This window comes from Tsukamurella sp. USMM236 (assembly GCF_037148755.1).
GTDB lineage: Bacteria > Actinomycetota > Actinomycetes > Mycobacteriales > Mycobacteriaceae > Tsukamurella.
The window spans coordinates 442084-458879 of sequence record NZ_JBBCSS010000003.1 but is presented as its reverse complement, the minus strand read 5'-3'; the positions used below and the strand labels follow the sequence as shown (position 1 = coordinate 458879).

The 16796-nt window shown below is 73.0% G+C and carries 17 protein-coding genes; 4 read left to right on the top strand and 13 right to left on the bottom strand.

Features of this window, described 5'->3' with window-relative positions; translation table 11 throughout:
• Window positions 1–314: 314 nt before the first annotated feature.
• Genes WFK95_RS13260 through ppk2 form a run of 3 tightly spaced genes read right to left on the bottom strand, consistent with a single transcriptional unit; the run spans window position 315 to window position 3008 of the window.
• The gene (locus tag WFK95_RS13260) at window positions 315–1154 is read right to left on the bottom strand and encodes an alpha/beta fold hydrolase (RefSeq protein ID WP_336670995.1); all 840 of its coding nucleotides are present in this window, start codon (window positions 1152–1154) and stop codon (window positions 315–317) included.
• On the bottom strand, window positions 1151–2017 hold the full coding sequence (locus WFK95_RS13255; RefSeq protein ID WP_336670994.1) for a hypothetical protein: 867 nt from the start codon (window positions 2015–2017) through the stop codon (window positions 1151–1153). The genes WFK95_RS13260 and WFK95_RS13255 overlap by 4 nt, the downstream gene beginning before the upstream one ends.
• Window positions 2018–2069: 52 nt before the next feature.
• Window positions 2070–3008: a polyphosphate kinase 2 gene (gene ppk2 / locus WFK95_RS13250; RefSeq protein WP_224645384.1), complete on the bottom strand. Its 939-nt coding sequence runs from the start codon at window positions 3006–3008 to the stop codon at window positions 2070–2072.
• A gap of 87 nt (window positions 3009–3095) precedes the next feature.
• Between ppk2 and WFK95_RS13245 the strand changes: the two genes are divergently transcribed.
• Window positions 3096–3746, top strand: coding sequence for a TetR/AcrR family transcriptional regulator (locus WFK95_RS13245; RefSeq protein WP_224645213.1), 651 nt, complete (start codon window positions 3096–3098; stop codon window positions 3744–3746).
• Between the two features lie 15 nt (window positions 3747–3761).
• Here the strand turns inward: WFK95_RS13245 and WFK95_RS13240 are convergent, their stop codons facing one another.
• The 8 genes from WFK95_RS13240 to WFK95_RS13205 are packed head-to-tail and all read right to left on the bottom strand — an operon-like array spanning window position 3762 to window position 13560.
• Window positions 3762–5540, bottom strand: a complete 1779-nt coding sequence (locus WFK95_RS13240) for an ABC transporter ATP-binding protein (RefSeq protein ID WP_336670993.1) — start codon at window positions 5538–5540, stop codon at window positions 3762–3764.
• A complete protein-coding gene (locus tag WFK95_RS13235; protein ID WP_336670992.1) occupies window positions 5537–7246 on the bottom strand; it encodes an ABC transporter ATP-binding protein in 1710 nt (569 codons plus the stop codon). The genes WFK95_RS13240 and WFK95_RS13235 overlap by 4 nt, the downstream gene beginning before the upstream one ends.
• Window positions 7247–7248: 2 nt before the next feature.
• Window positions 7249–8337: an isochorismate synthase gene (locus WFK95_RS13230; RefSeq protein ID WP_336670991.1), complete on the bottom strand. Its 1089-nt coding sequence runs from the start codon at window positions 8335–8337 to the stop codon at window positions 7249–7251.
• Entirely contained in the window at window positions 8334–8957 is a 624-nt protein-coding gene (locus WFK95_RS13225) for an isochorismatase family protein (protein WP_224645217.1), read from the bottom strand. The genes WFK95_RS13230 and WFK95_RS13225 overlap by 4 nt, the downstream gene beginning before the upstream one ends.
• A complete protein-coding gene (locus tag WFK95_RS13220; RefSeq protein ID WP_336670990.1) occupies window positions 8954–10570 on the bottom strand; it encodes a (2,3-dihydroxybenzoyl)adenylate synthase in 1617 nt (538 codons plus the stop codon). The genes WFK95_RS13225 and WFK95_RS13220 overlap by 4 nt, the downstream gene beginning before the upstream one ends.
• Complete coding sequence (locus WFK95_RS13215) at window positions 10567–11316, bottom strand: SDR family oxidoreductase (RefSeq protein ID WP_336670989.1); 750 nt, start codon at window positions 11314–11316, stop codon at window positions 10567–10569. The genes WFK95_RS13220 and WFK95_RS13215 overlap by 4 nt, the downstream gene beginning before the upstream one ends.
• A gap of 16 nt (window positions 11317–11332) precedes the next feature.
• Window positions 11333–12268: a methionyl-tRNA formyltransferase gene (locus tag WFK95_RS13210; RefSeq protein WP_336670988.1), complete on the bottom strand. Its 936-nt coding sequence runs from the start codon at window positions 12266–12268 to the stop codon at window positions 11333–11335.
• Window positions 12268–13560, bottom strand: coding sequence for a lysine N(6)-hydroxylase/L-ornithine N(5)-oxygenase family protein (locus WFK95_RS13205; RefSeq protein ID WP_336670987.1), 1293 nt, complete (start codon window positions 13558–13560; stop codon window positions 12268–12270). The genes WFK95_RS13210 and WFK95_RS13205 overlap by 1 nt, the downstream gene beginning before the upstream one ends.
• A gap of 116 nt (window positions 13561–13676) precedes the next feature.
• Here WFK95_RS13205 and WFK95_RS13200 point away from each other — a divergent pair, with 116 nt between their 5' ends.
• Window positions 13677–14708, top strand: coding sequence for an iron-siderophore ABC transporter substrate-binding protein (locus WFK95_RS13200; RefSeq protein ID WP_336670986.1), 1032 nt, complete (start codon window positions 13677–13679; stop codon window positions 14706–14708).
• A gap of 46 nt (window positions 14709–14754) precedes the next feature.
• Here WFK95_RS13200 and WFK95_RS13195 read toward each other — a convergent pair whose 3' ends face one another.
• Both WFK95_RS13195 and WFK95_RS13190 read right to left on the bottom strand, forming a co-directional pair.
• Complete coding sequence (locus WFK95_RS13195; RefSeq protein ID WP_336670985.1) at window positions 14755–15651, bottom strand: siderophore-interacting protein; 897 nt, start codon at window positions 15649–15651, stop codon at window positions 14755–14757.
• Between the two features lie 3 nt (window positions 15652–15654).
• On the bottom strand, window positions 15655–16275 hold the full coding sequence (locus WFK95_RS13190) for a GNAT family N-acetyltransferase (RefSeq protein WP_336670984.1): 621 nt from the start codon (window positions 16273–16275) through the stop codon (window positions 15655–15657).
• 77 nt (window positions 16276–16352) lie between these two features.
• Between WFK95_RS13190 and WFK95_RS13185 the strand changes: the two genes are divergently transcribed.
• Together WFK95_RS13185 and WFK95_RS13180 are read left to right on the top strand one after the other, a co-directional pair.
• The gene (locus WFK95_RS13185; RefSeq protein WP_224645225.1) at window positions 16353–16589 is read left to right on the top strand and encodes a phosphopantetheine-binding protein; all 237 of its coding nucleotides are present in this window, start codon (window positions 16353–16355) and stop codon (window positions 16587–16589) included.
• The gene (locus tag WFK95_RS13180) at window positions 16586–16786 is read left to right on the top strand and encodes an MbtH family protein (RefSeq protein ID WP_336670983.1); all 201 of its coding nucleotides are present in this window, start codon (window positions 16586–16588) and stop codon (window positions 16784–16786) included. The genes WFK95_RS13185 and WFK95_RS13180 overlap by 4 nt, the downstream gene beginning before the upstream one ends.
• Window positions 16787–16796 lie beyond the last annotated feature (10 nt).

The following is a 16796-nucleotide window of genomic DNA, read 5'->3' as shown; positions in this document are numbered from 1 at the left end:
GGCCACGGAGTAGGGCCATAGGCGTGGGGTGTAGTCGCGCAGAGAAGTGATGCGCCCCGCGCATACCCTGGAAAGCCCTGGTCGAAGGCAGAATTCGACGATCGGGCTATGCGAAAACTGCATACCCACCACGGATTTCCTCGCACGATCACCGATTCCGTCCCGAACGACGTCCACGCGCGAGGCTATGCAGTTCTTGCATAGCCCGATCGTCGAGATACAGCGCTGACCAGCACATTCACAGGGGATGCGCGGGGCGCATCACTTCCGTGCGGGACTACCCACCGGCGCCGCGGACTCGGAGCCGATGGCCCTCAGCCGCGCGGCACGGACTGCGCGATCCACCCCGACAGCGCGGGGATCACCGCACCGGGCGAGAGGATCCACTGGTTGTGCCCCAGCGGATCCGCGATCCGCCGGTGCACCGACGACGGGAACTTCTCCCCCACGAACCGCGACTGCCGATCCGAGACGAGCTCGTCGCCGGCGATCGCCACGGTGAGCACGGGCGTCCTCGTCCCCGCCAGACGCGCCTCGTAGTCCACATCCGCGCCGGCGACGTTGAAGTCGCCGGTCTGCACCAGGTGATCGAAATCGGCCACGATCCCGGCGGGCACCTCGCCGAGCCCGTCCGGGCCGGACCAGTGGCCCCGTCGGGCGGCGGCGCGCGCGGCGACGGACGTCCCGATGCGGCGCGCGGTCCCCGACAGCCCGTCGAGCTTGTAATACCCCGTGCCGCAGGCGATCAGGATCACCCCGGCGAGATTCCGGCGGGCCCGCGCCGCGTACATGGCGCCCATCAGCCCGCCGAGGCTGTGTCCCAGCAGGATCCGCGGCGCGCCGGGGAACTTCTGCCGGGCCAGCGCGGAGACGGCCGGGTAGTCCTCGACCACCACGTCCTGGAAGCCGTGCTTTCCCCCGGCGCCGCGGGGCCGCGAATCGCCCTGTCCGCGCAGCTCGGCGACGACGGCGTTGAACCCGGCGTCGATGAGCCCGCGTCCGAAGTCGTCGAAGTAGCCGGCGGGCACGTTCACGCCGGGCCAGATCATCAGCACGGGCGCCGTGGGATCGGGGCCGCGGAAGATCCGGACGGGATTGGTGGTGCCGTCCTTGTAGGTGAGCGTCGCGACGGTGGGCCGCGCCGTCGACGTCACCAGGCGCGCCGTTCCGCCCGCCGCGCGGCCACGGCGCCCAGCCCGCCGAAGATCAGCCCCAGCAGGGCCAGCGCACCGCCGACCGCGGCCTCGGTCGCGATCCACGGCGTCAGGCTCTTCGTCACCTGCGCGAGCGCGGCGTCCACCACGGGGCTGAGCCCGCCGGTCCCGCTGCGGCTCGACACGTACGACGGTGCCGCCACGCACAGCATCCAGGTCACGCCCGCGGCGACGGCGACGCCGAGCCCCAGGTAGAACATCATGAAGCCGCGGCGATGCGCGGCCAGCAGCGCGAGCAGGGCCGCGGCGAGCGCGGCCAGGGGCGCGATCCACGCCGCCGACCGGATGGTGTCGGCGACGGACGCGTACCGTCCGGCCCGGAACAGGTCCCGGTTGGCGCCGGTCCCGGACAGGTCGATGGTGACCCGCTCCGGCACGGTCACCTTCACGTTGTTCGCGGCCGCGACGTCGCGGATCATCGGCGCGAGGTCGATCTCCGCGGTGGTCGCGCCGCGCAGCCGCTGCTCGGCGGTGGGCCGCACCAGCAGCCAGGTGTGCACCTGGCCCACGGCCTCGGTGAAGGCGCCCGGGAACTGCGGGCCGTGCACGTAGGTCGAGACGTAGGGCGTGATCGCGTCGAGCGGCGGCCGGGCGTCGCCCTGCTCGGTGAGCAGCCGCTGCACCTGCTGGGCGATCTCCTGCGCCATCGCGTCCTGCACGGCGCTGTCGCGACCCAGCGGCTCCATGAGCTTCATGAACTCGGCGCGGTCGAGCACCGTGTTCTTCGCCCACGCCGCGGGGACCGCCACGAACGTGGCCGCGATCGCCACGAGAACGAGGAGGAAGGCCGTCAGAGAACGCACGGCGACAACGGTACTCGACGGTGCCGTCGGCCCCGGTCGACTCGGGTCACCGTCAGTCGCTGATCAGGTCGCGACCGCGCCCGACGATGAGCGGGTCCGGGCCGGCGGCCAGGACGTCCATGTCCTTGTTGTCGTAGTCGAACTTGTCGAGGATGTAGCGCATGGCGTTGAGGCGGGCGCGCTTCTTGTCGTTGCTCTTCACCACGGTCCACGGCGCGTAGTCGGTGTCCGTCGCGGTGAACATCTCCTCCTTCGCCGCGGTGTAGCCGTCCCACTTGTCCAGCGAGGCGAGGTCCATCGGCGAGAGCTTCCACTGCCGCACGGGGTCGATCTGGCGGATAGCGAAGCGGGTGCGCTGTTCGAGCTGGGTCACGGAGAACCAGAACTTGGTGACATCGATGCCGTCCTCGACCAGCATCTTCTCGAACAGCGGGACCTGATGGGTCCAGCGCTCGTGCTGCTCGTCGGAGCAGAAGCCCATCACCCGCTCGACGCCGCCGCGGTTGTACCAGGAGCGGTCGAACAGGACGATCTCGCCCTTGGTCGGGAAGTGGTCGATGTAGCGCTGGAAGTACCACTCGCCGGCCTCGCGCTCGGTGGGCTTGACCAGCGCCACCACGCGCGCGCCACGGGGGTTGAGGTGCTCCATGAAGCGCTTGATGGTGCCGCCCTTGCCGGCGGCGTCGCGGCCCTCGAACACGATGACCAGCCGCTGCCCGGTGTCCTTGACCCAACGCTGCAGCTTGAGCAGCTCGATCTGCAGCAGGCGCTTGTCCCGCTCGTACTCGGACCGGGCGAGCCGCTCCGAGTACGGGTAGCCCTCGCGCCAGGTGTCGACGACGTGCCGCTCGGGGGTGAGCAGCACCGGATCGTCGTCATCGTCGTCGTTCACGGAGAAGCCCTCGGTCGCCCGCAGGTCGACGATCTTCTGCAGCGCCTCGCGGCCGCTGACCGCGCTCAAGTCGATGCCCACGGGCAGGTCGAGATCCATCACGCGCCGAAGGCTACGGGCAGGCGCGGACCGGCGGGTGAACGTCGCGTGAACGCGCGGTGCCCTGTGATCGGTAAACTGTGCGGAATGCCCACCACCGCCAACCGCGGACGCCGGCGCGCCGAACACCTCGGGCCCGAGCGCCGCCGCCCCCAGGTCCTCGACGCCGCGCTGGAGATCGCCGCGCGCGACGGGCTGGCCGCCGTGACCATCGGCACCGTCGCCGACCGTCTGCAGGTCACGCGCCCCGTCATCTACTCGTGCTTCCCGGACCGCGTCGCGCTCATCACCGAGCTGCTCGACCGCGAGACCGAGACGATGATGACCTACGTCCTCACCTCGCTGCACAACGCGCACGGCGAGGACCCGGAGACGGCGTTCATCATCGGCATGCGCGGCCTGCTGGCCGCGGTCAACGAGCGCGCCGACACCTGGCAGCTGCTGTTCTCCGGCGTCACCGACCCCGAAGTCGTGCACCGCGTCCGCGGCGCCCGCGCGACCCTGGCGAAGCAGGCCGAGGAGTGGATCCGGCCCGCCCTCATCCGCTGGTGGGACATGCAGGACCTCGACGAGAAGCTGCCCATGCTCATGGAGCTGTTCGTCTCGGCGTGCGAGGCCGCCGTCCGGTCCATGCTCGCCGGCCGCCCCGACGACGCCGGGACGCAGTGGCGCGGCGACTCCGAGGGGATCGGGAAGTTCTACGGCTCCGCCGTCTACCGCGCCTTCCACGGCGCCTGACGGTCCGCCGTCACCTCACCGGTGACGGCTCCACGCCGCCCAGAGGGCGGCGTACCGTCCGCCCGCGCTGCGGAGTTCGTCGTGCGTGCCCTGCTCGACGATGGCGCCGCGCTCCATCACCAGGATCCGGTCGGCCCGGGCGGCCTGGCTGAGACGGTGTGCGACGACGAGGGCGGTGCGCCCGGCGAGCGCGGCCTGCGCGGCCTCCTCGAGCAGGTCGGCGTCGGCGCTGTCGGCGTCGGCGGTGGCCTCGTCGAGGATCGCGACGGGCGGGTCGAGCAGCACGAGGCGGGCCAGCGCGAGCTGCTGCTCCCGCTGCGGGGTGAGCGCCTGTCCGCCCGCGCCGACGACCGTGTCCAGCCCGGCATCGAGCAGGGACACCCACTCCCGCGCGCCCACCCGCTCCAGGGCGGCGTGCAGCTCCGCGTCCGACGCCGACGGCGCCGCCATCCGCAGGTCCTCGGCGAGCGTGCCGGCGAAGACGTGGACGTCCTGCGTGAGCAGCACCGGTGCAGCGGAATCCGGCAGCGTCGCGAGGTCGGTGCCGCCGATCCGCACCGCGCCCGCGTCGGGCACGTGCACGCCCGCGATGAGCGCGGCGAGGGTCGTCTTCCCCGCGCCCGACGTGCCGACCACGGCCACCGTCTCCCCCGGTTCGAGGCGCACGGTGACCCCGTCGAGCACGCGGCGCCCGCCGCCGTACCCGAAGGCGACGCCGTCGACCTCGACGCTGGGCGGCCCGGCGCTCGTGTCCACCACGCCCGACGGTGCCGGTCCCGACGCCTCGTCGTCGGCCACCCCGATCACCCCGACGATGCGGGCGAGAGAGGCCCCCGCGGACTGGATGTCGTCCATCACCAGCAGCAGCGCGCCGATCGGCCCGAACAGGCGTAGGAACAGCAGCATCGCGGTGGTGACGGCGCCGACGGTGACGAGGTCCCCGTCGACGAGGGCGAAGCCGAGCACGAGGATCGCGGCCATGCCGACGAACTCGGCGAGGTTGACCCGCCCGAAGAGCCGGTTCTGCACGACCCGCGCGCGCATGGTCCAGCGCACGACGCGCCACGAACCGTCGCTGACCCGCAGGCTCGCGCGGTCCATGAGGTCGTAGGCGTGCACGGTGGGCAGGCCGCGGATCGACCCGAGCATGTGGTGCGCCCGCTCCGCCATGGCCGCCCGCTCGGAGCGGTAGACCGGCGGCGCGACGCGCACGTACATCCGCGCGCCGAGCACGTAGACCGGCAGCACCACCACGACCACCAGGAGGAACCGCCAGTCGAGCGCGGCGAAACCGGCGACGGTCACGGCGACGGAGAAGCCGGACCGGGCGAGCGCGGGCACGCCGCGGGAGATGGCCTGGCTGACCGCGCCGACGTCGTCCGTCGCGCGGGAGACCAGGTCGCCGGACCCGGCCTCCTCGACCCGCGACTGGGAGAGTCGCAGCGCCGCACCGACCATCGACTCGCGCAGCCGGGCGAGCGCGGTCTCGAAGACCTGCGCGGAGAGGGCGATACCGAGGCCGGTGAACACCGCCGAGGCGATCGCGGCGGCCGCCATGAGACCGCCGATCCGCAGTACGTCGGGGTAGCCGCCGCCGTCGATCGCGACGTCGACCATCGCGCCGAAGCCCCACGGCACGGCCAGCCCGAGGGCGGCGCCCACGAGCAGGACCACGAACACGAGGGCGAGGGCGCCGCGCTTCCCCGCGAGCAGGCCGCGGGCGAAGCGGAAGGTCTCCGCCCCGTCGGCGATCGGCAGGGCTCCGGTGGCGCCGGTCGTGGTGGGGGCGCTCATGCGCGGACCTCCGCTCCGGCGGGGCTGACGGTGAGCACGGTGTCGGCCGCGGCGATCAGCGTCGGGGAGCCGGTGAAGACGACGGTGGCGAGGCCCTCGCGGGCCGCGCCCAGCCGGTCGGCGATCGCGGCCTCGGTGACGGAGTCGACCGCGCTGGTCGGGTCGACGAGCACCAGGGTGCGGGTGTCGGTGGCGAGTGCGCGGGCCAGCGCGACGCGCTGGCGCTGGCCGCCCGAGAGCAGCCGGCCGGCCTCGCCCACGGAGGTCTGCAGCCCGTCGGGCAGGACTTCCAGGACGTCGTCGCAGGCGGCCGCGAGGAGCGCCGCCGCGACCCGGTCGGGGGCGCCGCCGGCGGCGACGTTCTCCTCGACGGTGCCCTCGAACAGGGTGGTCGCGTGCGGCGCGACGCGCACGGTCCGCAGCGCCACGGGCTGGGTGAGCGTGTACAGGTCGGTGCCGCCGACGGTGACCCCGGCGCCCGGCCGCGGCGCCCCGGACCGCGCGAGCAGCGCGGTCGCGGCGGCGGTGGTCTCGGCGCCGCACACCACGGCGGTGACCCCGGTGGGCGGGAACTCCAGGTCGACGACGCCCTCGCCCGCGGGGACGCCGGAGAGCCGCACGGGCACCTCGTCCCCGTCGTGCGCGTGCAGCACGCCCTCGTCGCGCGCGAAGGGCGCCTGCAGCACCATGAGCACGCGCTTGGCGGAGGCGTTGCCCGCCACCCAGAACTTGCCGAAGTTGGTGCCCATGGCCTGCAGCGGCGCCATCACCACCTGGGTCAGGCCCACGACGGTGATGAGCTGGCCGACGGTGAGGTCGCCGTGCACGGTCTGGACGCCGGCGAGCACGCCCACGAGCACCACGAAGGCCGCGGCGACGGCCTCCATCGCGCCCACGTAGGCGCCCTCGGAGCGGCGGGCCTTGATGACGGCCGCGAGGGCGCGGGCGCTCGCCGCCCGGTACCGACGGTCGGCCTCTGCCTCGGCGTGCATGCCCTTGACCACGCGGAATCCGGCGACCAGGTCGGCCGCGGACCCCGCTGCCTCGCCGGCGGCCCGCTGCTCGGCCTCGCTGCGGGCGCGCAGGGCGCCGCCCGCCTTGTCGAGGCACCACAGCATCGCGGGCGCGCCGAGCAGCACGAGCAGGCCCAGCTGCCAGGAGATCGACAGGAGCACGACGCCGCAGAAGACGATCGCCGCGAGCTCGCCCACCGGGTAGAGGCCGAGCGCGACCGACATGGCGAGGCGCTGCACATCGGAGGTGGCGATGGAGAGCAGCACGCCGGGCGAGTGGCCGCCGCCCAGGCCGCGCGGGTCCAGGATCCGGTCGGTCACCTGGGTGCGCAGCCGGTGCTGCACGGTGTTCATGCCGAGGAAGCCGATGCGCGAGCCGAACCGGAAGCTGAACGAGAGGAAGGCGAACAGGACCGCGAGCACGAGGACCCAGCGGATCGTCGCCGCCCAGTCCCCGGTCTGGATGGCCCGGTCGATCGCGAGGCCCATCACCACGGGCACCAGCGCCTCGCCGACCTGGTGGCCGATGATGAGCAGGCCCGCGGGCAGCGTCCGCGACGGGTTGCCGAACATGGTGCGCAGCACCAGCTGCCGCGGCGTGGTGCCGGCGTCGACCGCGAGCGGCCGGTGGTCGGGCTGCTGCTCGGGCGCCTCGAAGAACACCGGCAGCCGGCTGCCGGTCCAATCCGCCACCCTCAGCTCCGCGCGGACTCGGTGAGCCGGAACGGGCCCAGCACGGTGCGCAGCTTGTTGCGGGTCTCGGCCAGCTCGGCCTGCGGATCCGAGGCCCCGACGATGCCGCCGCCCGCGTAGGCGCGCAGCCGCGCACCGTCGAGCTCGGCGCACCGGATGCTGACCCGCCAGTGCCCGTCGCCGTTCGCGGCGGTCCAGCCGACGGCGCCGGCGTAGAAGCCCCGCTCGCCCTCGATGTCGGCGATCGCGCGGGCGGCGGTCCGCCGCGGGAAGCCGCAGACGGCGGGGGTGGGGTGCAGCGCGAGCGCGAGGTCGAGCGCGCTGGTCGCGGGGTCGGCGAGCCGGCCCTCGATCTTGGTGCCGAGGTGCCACACGGGCCCGGCCCTCGTCACCGACGGTGCGGCGGGCACGTCCAGTTCCGCGCACAGCGGCGCGAGCGCGGCGGCGATCTCGTCGACGACGTAGGCGTGCTCCTCGCGGTCCTTCTCCGAGTCCAGCAGGCCCTCGGGCGTGGTCGCAGTGCCGGCGAAGGGATGGCAGAAGACGGTGTTGCCCATGCGCCCGACGAGGATCTCCGGGCTGGAGCCCACGAGCCAGCGGCCGCGGTAGGCGTCGCCGGCGGCGGCCAGGTCCACGGCGAAGGCGTTGCCCTCCAGGTCGCGCTGCTCGAGCGCGGCCGCCACGGCGAGCGGGTCGAGCGGCGCGGCGGCCTCGAAGTCGACGGCGCGCGCGAGCACCACCTTCTGCAGCTCGGAGTCGTCGATGAGCGCGATGGCACGGCGCACCCGGTCGACGTGCTCGGCCGGCTCGGGGTGCTGGGCGGTCTGCGTCAACGTCGGCAGCTCGGCGGCCGTCCCGGCGGGAGCCGCGGCCACGTCGCCGAAGTGCTCCGGCACCGTCAGCGCGGCGGGATCGGCCAGGTCGAAGGGCAGCGCGCCCACCACGGCGGGGACCGTGCCGGCCCGCAGCGCGGCGGCCGCGGCGTGCGGGTCGGTGAACGCCCCCGCGCTGCCGCGCGCCGCGAGGCGCTGCCCGGCGGCGGTCAGCAGGAAATGCGGATGGTCGCTCTCCCCGCTCGTGCTCGCCGTCATCGCAGTGCCTCCAGAACCTTGTCCGTAGTCTCCACTCTGCCGCATCGGCCCGCCACATAGGTGAGCGCGTTGGCGTGATCCTCGGCGGAGAAGTCGGCGACGGCGTCGCGGACCACGTAGGGCTGCACGTCGCGCATGAAGGCGTCGAGCGCCGTGGTCATGATCCCGATGTGGGCGTAGATGCCCGCGATGACCAGCTGATCGCGGCCCCATGCCCGCATCCGCTCGGCGAGATCCGACTTGGCGAAGGCGCTGTAGCGCCACTTGGTGAGCAGAACGTCGTCGTCGGCCGGAGTCAGCTCGCCGATGATGTCCTGGTTGGCCGTCTTGAGGCCGGGGCCCCAGAAATCGGTGAGCAGCGCGCGCTCCTCGGGGTCCTGGTCGCCGGGCTGCGCGGTGTACACCACGGGCACCCCTGCGGCGCGGGCCGCGGCGCGCAGCGCCACGATGTTCGGCACCACGGTGCGCAGCGGCTCCGCGTCGCGCTCGAACGGCCCCACGAAGTGCTCCTGCATGTCGTGGATCAGCAGGACGGAGCGCGCCGGGTCGACGGTCCAGTCGACGGTGTCGGGGCACTCGATCTCGGGCAGGTCGTAGACGACCGTCTTCGGCAGGCTCACAGCTTCTCCTCGTCCTTACGCCCGACGAGGTCCGCCAGCGCGCGCCGCAGTTCGCGGCGACTGATCTTTCCGACGCCCGTCGTGGGGAATTCGTCGACGAACTCCACCCGGTCGGGCACCTTGTACTCGGCCACGCCGCGGGCGCGGACGAACTTCTTCAGCTCGGGCACCGTGGGCCGCTCGCCCCCGGTCAGCACCACCGCGCACGTGCGTTCCCCGAGGAACTCGTCGGCGACGGCCACGACGGCCGCGTCGATCACCAGGGGGTGGGCGATGAGGTGGTTCTCCACCTCCTCGGCGGCGATCTTCTCGCCGCCGCGGTTGATCTGATCCTTGGCGCGGCCCTCCACCACGAGGTGCCCGCTCGGCAGCCGCCGCACGATGTCGCCGGTGCGGTAGAAGCCCTCGGCGTCGAAGGACTCGGCGTCGACGCCGCCCAGGTAGCCGCGGATCGTGTACGGCCCGCGGGTCCACAGCAGCCCGGCCTCGCCCTCGGGGACGGGCGCACCGTCCTCGTCGAGGACGCGCACCTCGTCGTCGGGCGAGATGGCGCGGCCCTGCGTGCCGAGGACGAGCTCCTCGGGGTCGTCGTCGCGGGTGTAGTTGACCAGGCCCTCGGCCATGCCGAAGACCTGCTGCAGGCGGCAGCCGAGCTCCGGGGTCACGCGCCGCGCCGCCTCGGGCGGGAACTTCGCCCCGCCCACCTGCAGCACGTCCAGGCTGCCCAGGTCGGCGGTCGAGCCGGGCACGGCCTGCAGCCACAGCATCGCGAGCGGCGGGACCAGCGAGGTCATGGTCACCTTCTCCGCCTCGATCAGCGGGAAGGCCTTCGACGGTGCCGGGTCCGTCCCGAGCACGACGGTGCCGCCGGCCCACAGCACGCCGAGGATGCCGGGGCTGCTCATGGGGAAGTTGTGCGCCACGGGCAGCACCACGAGGAACCGTGCGCCGGGCCCGAGCCCGCAGATCTTCGCGGACTCGCGGACGGAGTACAGGTAGTCGGCGTGGGTGCGCGGGATCAGCTTCGGCACACCGGTGGTGCCGCCGGAGAGCTGCAGGAACGCCAGCGATTCCGGGGCGACGGTGACAGGTGCCCCGTCCGCGACGTCACCCGCGAAGGGCAGGTCGTCGACGACGAGGATCTCGGCGCCGGTCTCCGCAGCGACCTCGGCGGCCAGCGCGCGGTGGTCGAAGCGGTTGATGGTCGCCGCGGTGATCATGGCCTTCGCGCCCGACGTCTGCACGAAGTGCACGAGCTCGCTGCGGCGGTGCGCGGGCAGCGCGAACACGGGGACGGCGCCGATCCGGAAGAGCCCGAACAGCACGGTGACGAACTCGGCGGTGTTCGGCAGCTGCAGTACCACCCGATCGCCTGCGGCGATTCCCGTGGCGCGCAACCCTGCGGCGGTCACGGCGGCCGCCGTGTCCAGCTCGCGGTAGCTCAGTCGCACCGCGGCACCGGCGACGTCCTGCGCAACGAGCGCCTCGGCGTCGCCGAAGCGTTCTGCTGCCTCGGCCAGGAAGGACGCGAAGGTCTCGTCGGTCCAGTGGCCCGCCGCGCGGTAGCGCGCGGCGAACTCCTCCGGGAAATAACGGGTCTCGGTGCTGGTCATACGGTGGCGCCTCCGTCGACGGTGAGTACCTGCGCGGTCACGTGCCGCGCATCGGGCGAGAGCAGGTAGTCGATCGCACCGGCGATGTCGTCGGCGTCGGCGATGCGCCCCAGGGGGATCCCCAGCCGGTGCCGCGCCAGGTCGCCCGCGATCGCGGCCTCCGCGGCGGCGGCGCCGCCGAAGGCGGTCTGCATGGGCGTGGCGGTGGAGCCGGGCGCGACCACGTTGATCCGCACGCCGCTGCCCGCGAGCTCGAGGGCGAGGGTCAGGGTCGCGTTGTGCGCCGCGGCCTTCGACGCCCCGTAGGCGCCGAGGCCGACGCGCGGGCCGTTCCCGGCGTTGGAGCCGACGACCACGGCGGCGCCGGCGCCGCGCTCCGCCATCCGTCGGGCGGCGGCGGTGAGCACGTGCACGGTGCCGGTGAGGTTCACGGCCAACGCGGCGGCCCAGTCCTCGGCCGCGGTGTCGAGAACCGGTCCGGCGACGAGGATTCCCGCGCAGTGCGCGAGCGCGTCGACGGGGCCGCCCGCCTTCTCGGCGGCGTCCAGCGCCGCGGCGACGGCGTCGGCGTCGGTCACGTCGAGGACGTGCGAGGTGGCGGTGCCGCCCGCGTCGGCGACGGCGCGGGCGGTCGCGACCAGCCCGTCGGCGTCGCGGTCCGCGAGGGCGACGGGGCCCCGCCGCGCGAGCCGCAGGGCGGTCGCTGCGCCGATCCCGGAGGCTGCGCCGGTGATGAATGCGTGCATGTCTGCGTCCCCCGGGTCAGCCGAGATAGGCGCCGGAGTCGCCGAGGATCTTGGCGGCGGGATGCTCGGCACCGTCGGCGGTGCGCACCGTCTCGACGATCAGCGCGGGGTTGCCACCGCGCCAGGAGTCCTGCCCCGCCACCACGGCGATGCCGTCACCGTCGGGCACGCAGACGCGGCCCGGGGTGCCCCCGTACCGCTTGGTGGACACCGAGGCGCCGGTGATCGCGAGCCGCTCGCCGCGGAAGACGGTGTGGGCGTTCGGGTACGGATCGGACTGCGCGCGGATGAGCCGCTCGATCGCATCGGCGGGCCACGACCAGTCGATGGCGCTGTCCGCGTCGGAGCGCTTGTGGAAATACGTGGCGGCGGCCGGGTCCTGCGGGATCGGCTGCGCCGTCCCGGCTTCCAGCTCGCCGAGCGACCGGGCCACGAGCGGGCCGATCAGGTCGACGGTGCGATGGAACAGGTCGACGGTGCGGTCGTTCGGGCCGACGGCGACGGACTCCTGGGCGATGATGGGCCCGGTGTCGAGGCCCTCGTCCATGAGGTGGGCGGTGACGCCCACGTGGGTCTCGCCGTTGATGAGCGCCCAGATCAGCGGCGAGAAGCCGGCGTACTTCGGGAGCAGCGAGTCGTGGATGTTGAGGGTGCCCAGGCGCGGCATCGAGTAGATCGACTTCGGCAGCCAGGTCCGCCAGTTGTTGGCGACGATGATGTCGGGCTCGGCGGCCGAGACCGCCTCGAAGAGGGCCTCGTCGGGCTTCTTGGCGAGGTGCACGGGCACGCCGCGTGACGTGGCGAGCTCCTCGACCGAGTCGTTCCACATCATCTCGTACGGGTTGTTCGAGACGGGGTGGGTCACGGCGAGCGCGACCTCGTGGCCGGCATCGAGGACGGCGGACAGTGTGCGGTGGCCCCAGGTCTGGAAGCCGAAGGTGACGACGCGCATCATGCTCCCTTCGCGACGGTGGTCAGGCGGGTGTCGGCGGCGAGCCCGTCGAGGATCTCGCCGGCGCGGACGGCGACGTTCGACAGCAGCGTCGATCCGAGGCCGTGGGTGGATTCGGTGGCGCCCTGGACGTACAGGCCGTCGAGCGGCTCGCCGTCGATGGCCAGCACGTAGTCGCGGCCGACCTGCATCCGCTCGGGCGCGACGTCCCAGCCGGCGAGCACGTCGGAGACGCCGATGGAGCGGAAGCCGGTGGCGCACACGACGGCCGAGTAGTCCTCGCCGGTGGTCTCGCCGGCGATCCGGTCGCGCAGCGTGACCCGCACGCCGGTGTCGGACGCGACCGCCGAGGTCACGACCGTGGCGGGGCGCATCAGCAGCCGACGATGGCCGCTCACCTTCTCCTGGTACTCGACGGCGTAGAGCTCGTTGATCAGCTCGATGTCGACGCAGCCGTAGTTGGTGGTCGCGTGCCGGGCCATCAGCTCCTCGCGGACGTCCGCGGGCGCGTCGTAGAAGTCGTCGACGGCGTCGGGATCGAAGACCCGGTTGGCGTACGGGCTGTCGTCGGCGGGCTGGAAGCCGTAGGAGTTGTAGACGCTCTCCACCACGGCGTTCGGGTAGCTCCGGTGCAGGTACTGGGCGACCTCGGCCGCGCTCTGCCCGCCGCCCACGACGAGGAAGCGGTGCGGCGCTTCGACATCCAGGTCGGCCGCGGCGAGGTGCTCGAGCAGCCGGTGGTTGTGGAACAGGCGCGGGCCGGCGGCGGCCCACTCGGGCAGCCGCTCGCGCAGTCCGGTCGCCACCACGACGGACCGGGCGCGCAGGGCGCCGTCACCGTCGGGACCGGTGAACCGGACGAGCCATCGCGCACCGTCGACGGCGCCGTCCACGCGCTCGACGGCGGTCACCGTCGTGCCGTAGTCGATGCGGGCGGCGACGCTCTCGGCCACCCAGGAGAGGTAGTCGGTGAACTCCACCCGGGTCGGGAAGAAGGTCTGGTGGTTGATGAAGTCGACGAGCCGGCCGCGGGCCTCGAGGTAGCTCAGGAAGGTGAACGGGCTGCGCGGGTTGCGCAGCGTCACCAGATCCTTGAGGAAGGCGATCTGCATCGTGGCGCCGTCGAGGAGCATGCCGGGGTGCCAGGCGAAGGCGGGTTTGCGTTCGAGGATCGTCATCGACAGCGGCGGCAGGCCCGTCCGGTTCCGCTCATCGAGGGCCGCGGCGAGCCCCAGATTCGACGGTCCGGCCCCGATCCCGACCACATCGGCGATCGCGTGCTGCTGTCCCATGTATCTCCCTCGTCGACTATCTAGATAGGATAGGCATACCTGAAAGTAGAGACCATTCGCCAGTCGTGCGAACGTCTGTGTCCATCGACACAGGCGCCCTTCGAAGAGGAGAAACCGTGTTCGGGTCATCCCGCATCACTCGCACCGCCCTTGCCCTTGCCGCCGCTACCGCCCTGGTCACGGGCGCCGCGGCGTGCGGATCCGGCTCGTCGACCGACGAGCACGCACAGCACGACGCGGGCTTCCCCGTGTCGATCACCTCCGCGCTGGGCACCACCGAGATCAAGGCCCGCCCGGAGCGCGTGGTCACGCTCGGGTGGGGCAGCACGGAGGCCGCGATCGCGCTCGGCGTGACGCCCGTGGGCATGCGCGACATGTCCTCGGAGCTCGGCAAGGACGCCGGCGGGATCATGCCGTGGGTGCAGGAGAAGCTCGGCGACGCGAAGCCGGTCCTGCTGCCGGAGTCGAGCAAGTCGCTCCCGCTGGAGCAGATCGCGGCCCTCAAGCCCGACGTGATCCTGTCGGTCCAGGCGGGCCTGACCGCGGACCAGTACGCGCAGCTGAGCAAGATCGCGCCGACGGTCGCGCAGCCCGGCCGCAACTGGCAGACCTCGTGGCAGGACCAGACGACCCTGGTCGGCAAGGCGCTGGGCCGCGAGGCCGAGGCGAAGACGCTGATCGCGGACACCGACAAGCGCATCGCCGAGGTCAAGGCCGCGCACCCGGAGTTCACCGGGAAGACCGTGGCGGCCGCCAGCGGCACCACCCCCGAGAGCCTCAACTTCTACTTCGACACCGACCCGCGGGTGATGCTGCTGCAGAGCTTCGGCTTCACCGTGCTGCCCGAGCTGACCGCCCTGCGCGAGGCCACGCCCCCCGGCAAGTTCGCCGCGCCGGTGAGCTGGGAGAACGTCCCGAAGTACAACGCCGACGTGCTGACCTCGTGGTACCTCGACCCCGCCAAGCGCGAGGCCACCGAGGCCAACCCGTCGTTCGCGAGCCTGAAGGCCGTGCAGCGCAAGTCCTATGTCGCCCTGACGGATCCGCCGCTCGTGTACGCCGTCAGCTCGCCCAACGTGCTCGACCTGCCGTGGCTCCTCGACCGCTACGTCCCCGCCCTGTCGGCCGCGGCGAAGAACGCGGGCTGATCCCGCGCGGCGCCGCCGGGCGGCTCCGTCCGGCGGCGCCACCGCGTCACAGCCCCGCGGCCTCGAGGGCCTGCTCGTAGAGGTCCGTCGCCTCGTCGCGGGACTTGCCCGCGGCGAGGGCGTCGGCGAAGACGGCGCGTAGCTTCTCCTCCCCCGCGGCCTCGAAGCGCTTGGTCCACGCCTCGGCGTCGTGCCGCCAGTACCCGACGACGTCGGCGCGGTCGCGCGCCCACCCGAGGCCGCGCACGTGCTTCTTCGCCGCACGGGTGTCGGCCGCCTCCCCGGCCAGCCAGAGGTAGCCGTCGGCCGGCAGGTCGACGGTGCGGAGCACCTCGGGCAGGCGGCTGAGCGCGGCGCCGTTGCCGCTGCCGATCACCTCGATCACCTCGGTACCGGGACGCTCCGGAAGGTAGGCGATCTCGCTGCGGTCGAGGACCTCGGCGATGACGGTGACGTCGACGCCGGCGGGGGTCCCCTCCAGGATCCGGGCGAGCGCGGGCAGCGCCGCGAGGTCGCCCGCGAGCACGTGCCGCGTGGCCTCGGAGGCGGGGTCGTACCAGGAGCGGGGGCCGGCGGCCAGGAGCCGCCAGCCCGGGCGGGCGGCGCGGAACCAGTCGATGGCGGGACCGTGGCCGTGCTCGGCCACGTCGACGAGCATGCGGCGGGTCGCCGGATCGTAGGCGCGCACCGAGTAGTTGCGGTGACCCAGGCTGCGCTCGGGATCGGCGACCTCCCAGCCCCCGAGCGCGCCGGGGTCGTCGGAGGGGCGGGCCGTCAGCTCGGTGCCGTCCGGCGAGAAGTAGAAGGCGATGGACTCGTCACCGGGCGCGATGGGGACGTAGCCCCCGGCGGTGCCGTCGCCCACCTCGAACTCGAGGCGCAGCAGGTTCTCCGCGACCTGCGCGGTCGCGGTGAGGGTCAAGACGAAATCGTTCCACTTCATGGGTCACTCCGATAGGTCGGGCAGCGGCGCGAAACGCGCTCGCTCCGCGGCGAACAGGACGGCGGTCTTGTGCGGGAGCTCGATGACGCCGAGCCTGGTCATGCCCAGCGCGGCGCTCACGCCGACGGCGGCGGTGTTGCGCGCGTCGGGTTCGGTGAGCATCCGGCGACAGCGCGGCTCGGCGCGGAAACCCGCGTCGATGAGGGCCGCGCCGATGCGGGCGCCCCAGCCGTGGCCGCGGTGGGCGGGCGAGCCGATGGCGAGGTGCACGCCCACGTCGTACGGGTCGGACTCGTAGCACCGCGCGACCACGTCGGCATGGGCGCGATACAGCTCCACGTAGGCGATGTCGACACCGCCGTGCGCGACGATCGCGGGAGCCGTGTGGCCACCGTCGAGCTGCCCGATCAGGTGGGTGCGCCAGCGCTCGCGGGGCCACGCCTGTCCCCACGCCGCCGCCACGGCCGGGGTGTTCATCCAGCCGTGCACGAGGTCGACGTCGGCGGAATCGGGGTCGACGACCCGCAGGTCGAAGCCCGGCAGGTGCAGCGCGGCGAGGAAATCGCCGATGGGCGGATGCTCGCGGCCCTCGAGCCGGCGGCCGACCGCGGCGTGGTCCAGCATGCACAACCCCCAGTAGCGAAGTGTAGGCTTACCTACCTGATCGCACCGCAGATTACCCCAAGGAGACGGTTTCCGATATGTCCACCTCCCCGCTGACCGCAGACCGCGTGCGCGCCGACGTCGCCGAGTTGCTGCAGGTCCCCGCGCAGTCGATCGCGGACGACGACAACCTCTTCGACCTGGGTCTGGACTCGGTCCGCGTGATGACGCTGATCCAGCGCTGGCGCGACGCCGGCGCCGCCGAGCTCGAGTTCCCCGACCTCGCCGAGCAGCCCGAGCTCGCCCATTGGCAGCGGCTCGTGGTCGGCGAATGAACCCGTTCGACGAGCCCGACGCGGGCTTCCTCGTCCTCCGCAACCACCTCGAGCAGCGCTCGCTGTGGCCCCGTTTCGCCGAGATCCCGGCGGGCTGGACCGTCGAGTTCGGCCCGTCCTCGCGCGAGGACTGCCGCACGCACATCGAGGCCGCGTGGACGAACCTCCGCCCACAGCGCGCCGACCTCCCCCGCTAGCCACCCACCG

Excerpts from the sequence above, each read along its gene's own strand:
- WFK95_RS13215 (WP_336670989.1), bottom strand. The coding sequence starts at position 11,316 with ATGCACGCATTCATCACCGGCGCAGCCTCCGGGATCGGCGCAGCGACC.
- WFK95_RS13230 (WP_336670991.1), bottom strand. The coding sequence starts at position 8,337 with ATGACGGCGAGCACGAGCGGGGAGAGCGACCATCCGCATTTCCTGCTG.
- WFK95_RS13245 (WP_224645213.1), top strand. The coding sequence starts at position 3,096 with ATGCCCACCACCGCCAACCGCGGACGCCGGCGCGCCGAACACCTCGGG.
- WFK95_RS13180 (WP_336670983.1), top strand. The coding sequence starts at position 16,586 with ATGAACCCGTTCGACGAGCCCGACGCGGGCTTCCTCGTCCTCCGCAAC.
- WFK95_RS13220 (WP_336670990.1), bottom strand. The coding sequence starts at position 10,570 with ATGACCAGCACCGAGACCCGTTATTTCCCGGAGGAGTTCGCCGCGCGC.
- WFK95_RS13205 (WP_336670987.1), bottom strand. The coding sequence starts at position 13,560 with ATGGGACAGCAGCACGCGATCGCCGATGTGGTCGGGATCGGGGCCGGA.
- WFK95_RS13185 (WP_224645225.1), top strand. The coding sequence starts at position 16,353 with ATGTCCACCTCCCCGCTGACCGCAGACCGCGTGCGCGCCGACGTCGCC.
- WFK95_RS13240 (WP_336670993.1), bottom strand. The coding sequence starts at position 5,540 with ATGAGCGCCCCCACCACGACCGGCGCCACCGGAGCCCTGCCGATCGCC.
- WFK95_RS13195 (WP_336670985.1), bottom strand. The coding sequence starts at position 15,651 with ATGAAGTGGAACGATTTCGTCTTGACCCTCACCGCGACCGCGCAGGTC.
- WFK95_RS13210 (WP_336670988.1), bottom strand. The coding sequence starts at position 12,268 with ATGCGCGTCGTCACCTTCGGCTTCCAGACCTGGGGCCACCGCACACTG.
- ppk2 (WP_224645384.1), bottom strand. The coding sequence starts at position 3,008 with ATGGATCTCGACCTGCCCGTGGGCATCGACTTGAGCGCGGTCAGCGGC.
- WFK95_RS13190 (WP_336670984.1), bottom strand. The coding sequence starts at position 16,275 with ATGCTGGACCACGCCGCGGTCGGCCGCCGGCTCGAGGGCCGCGAGCAT.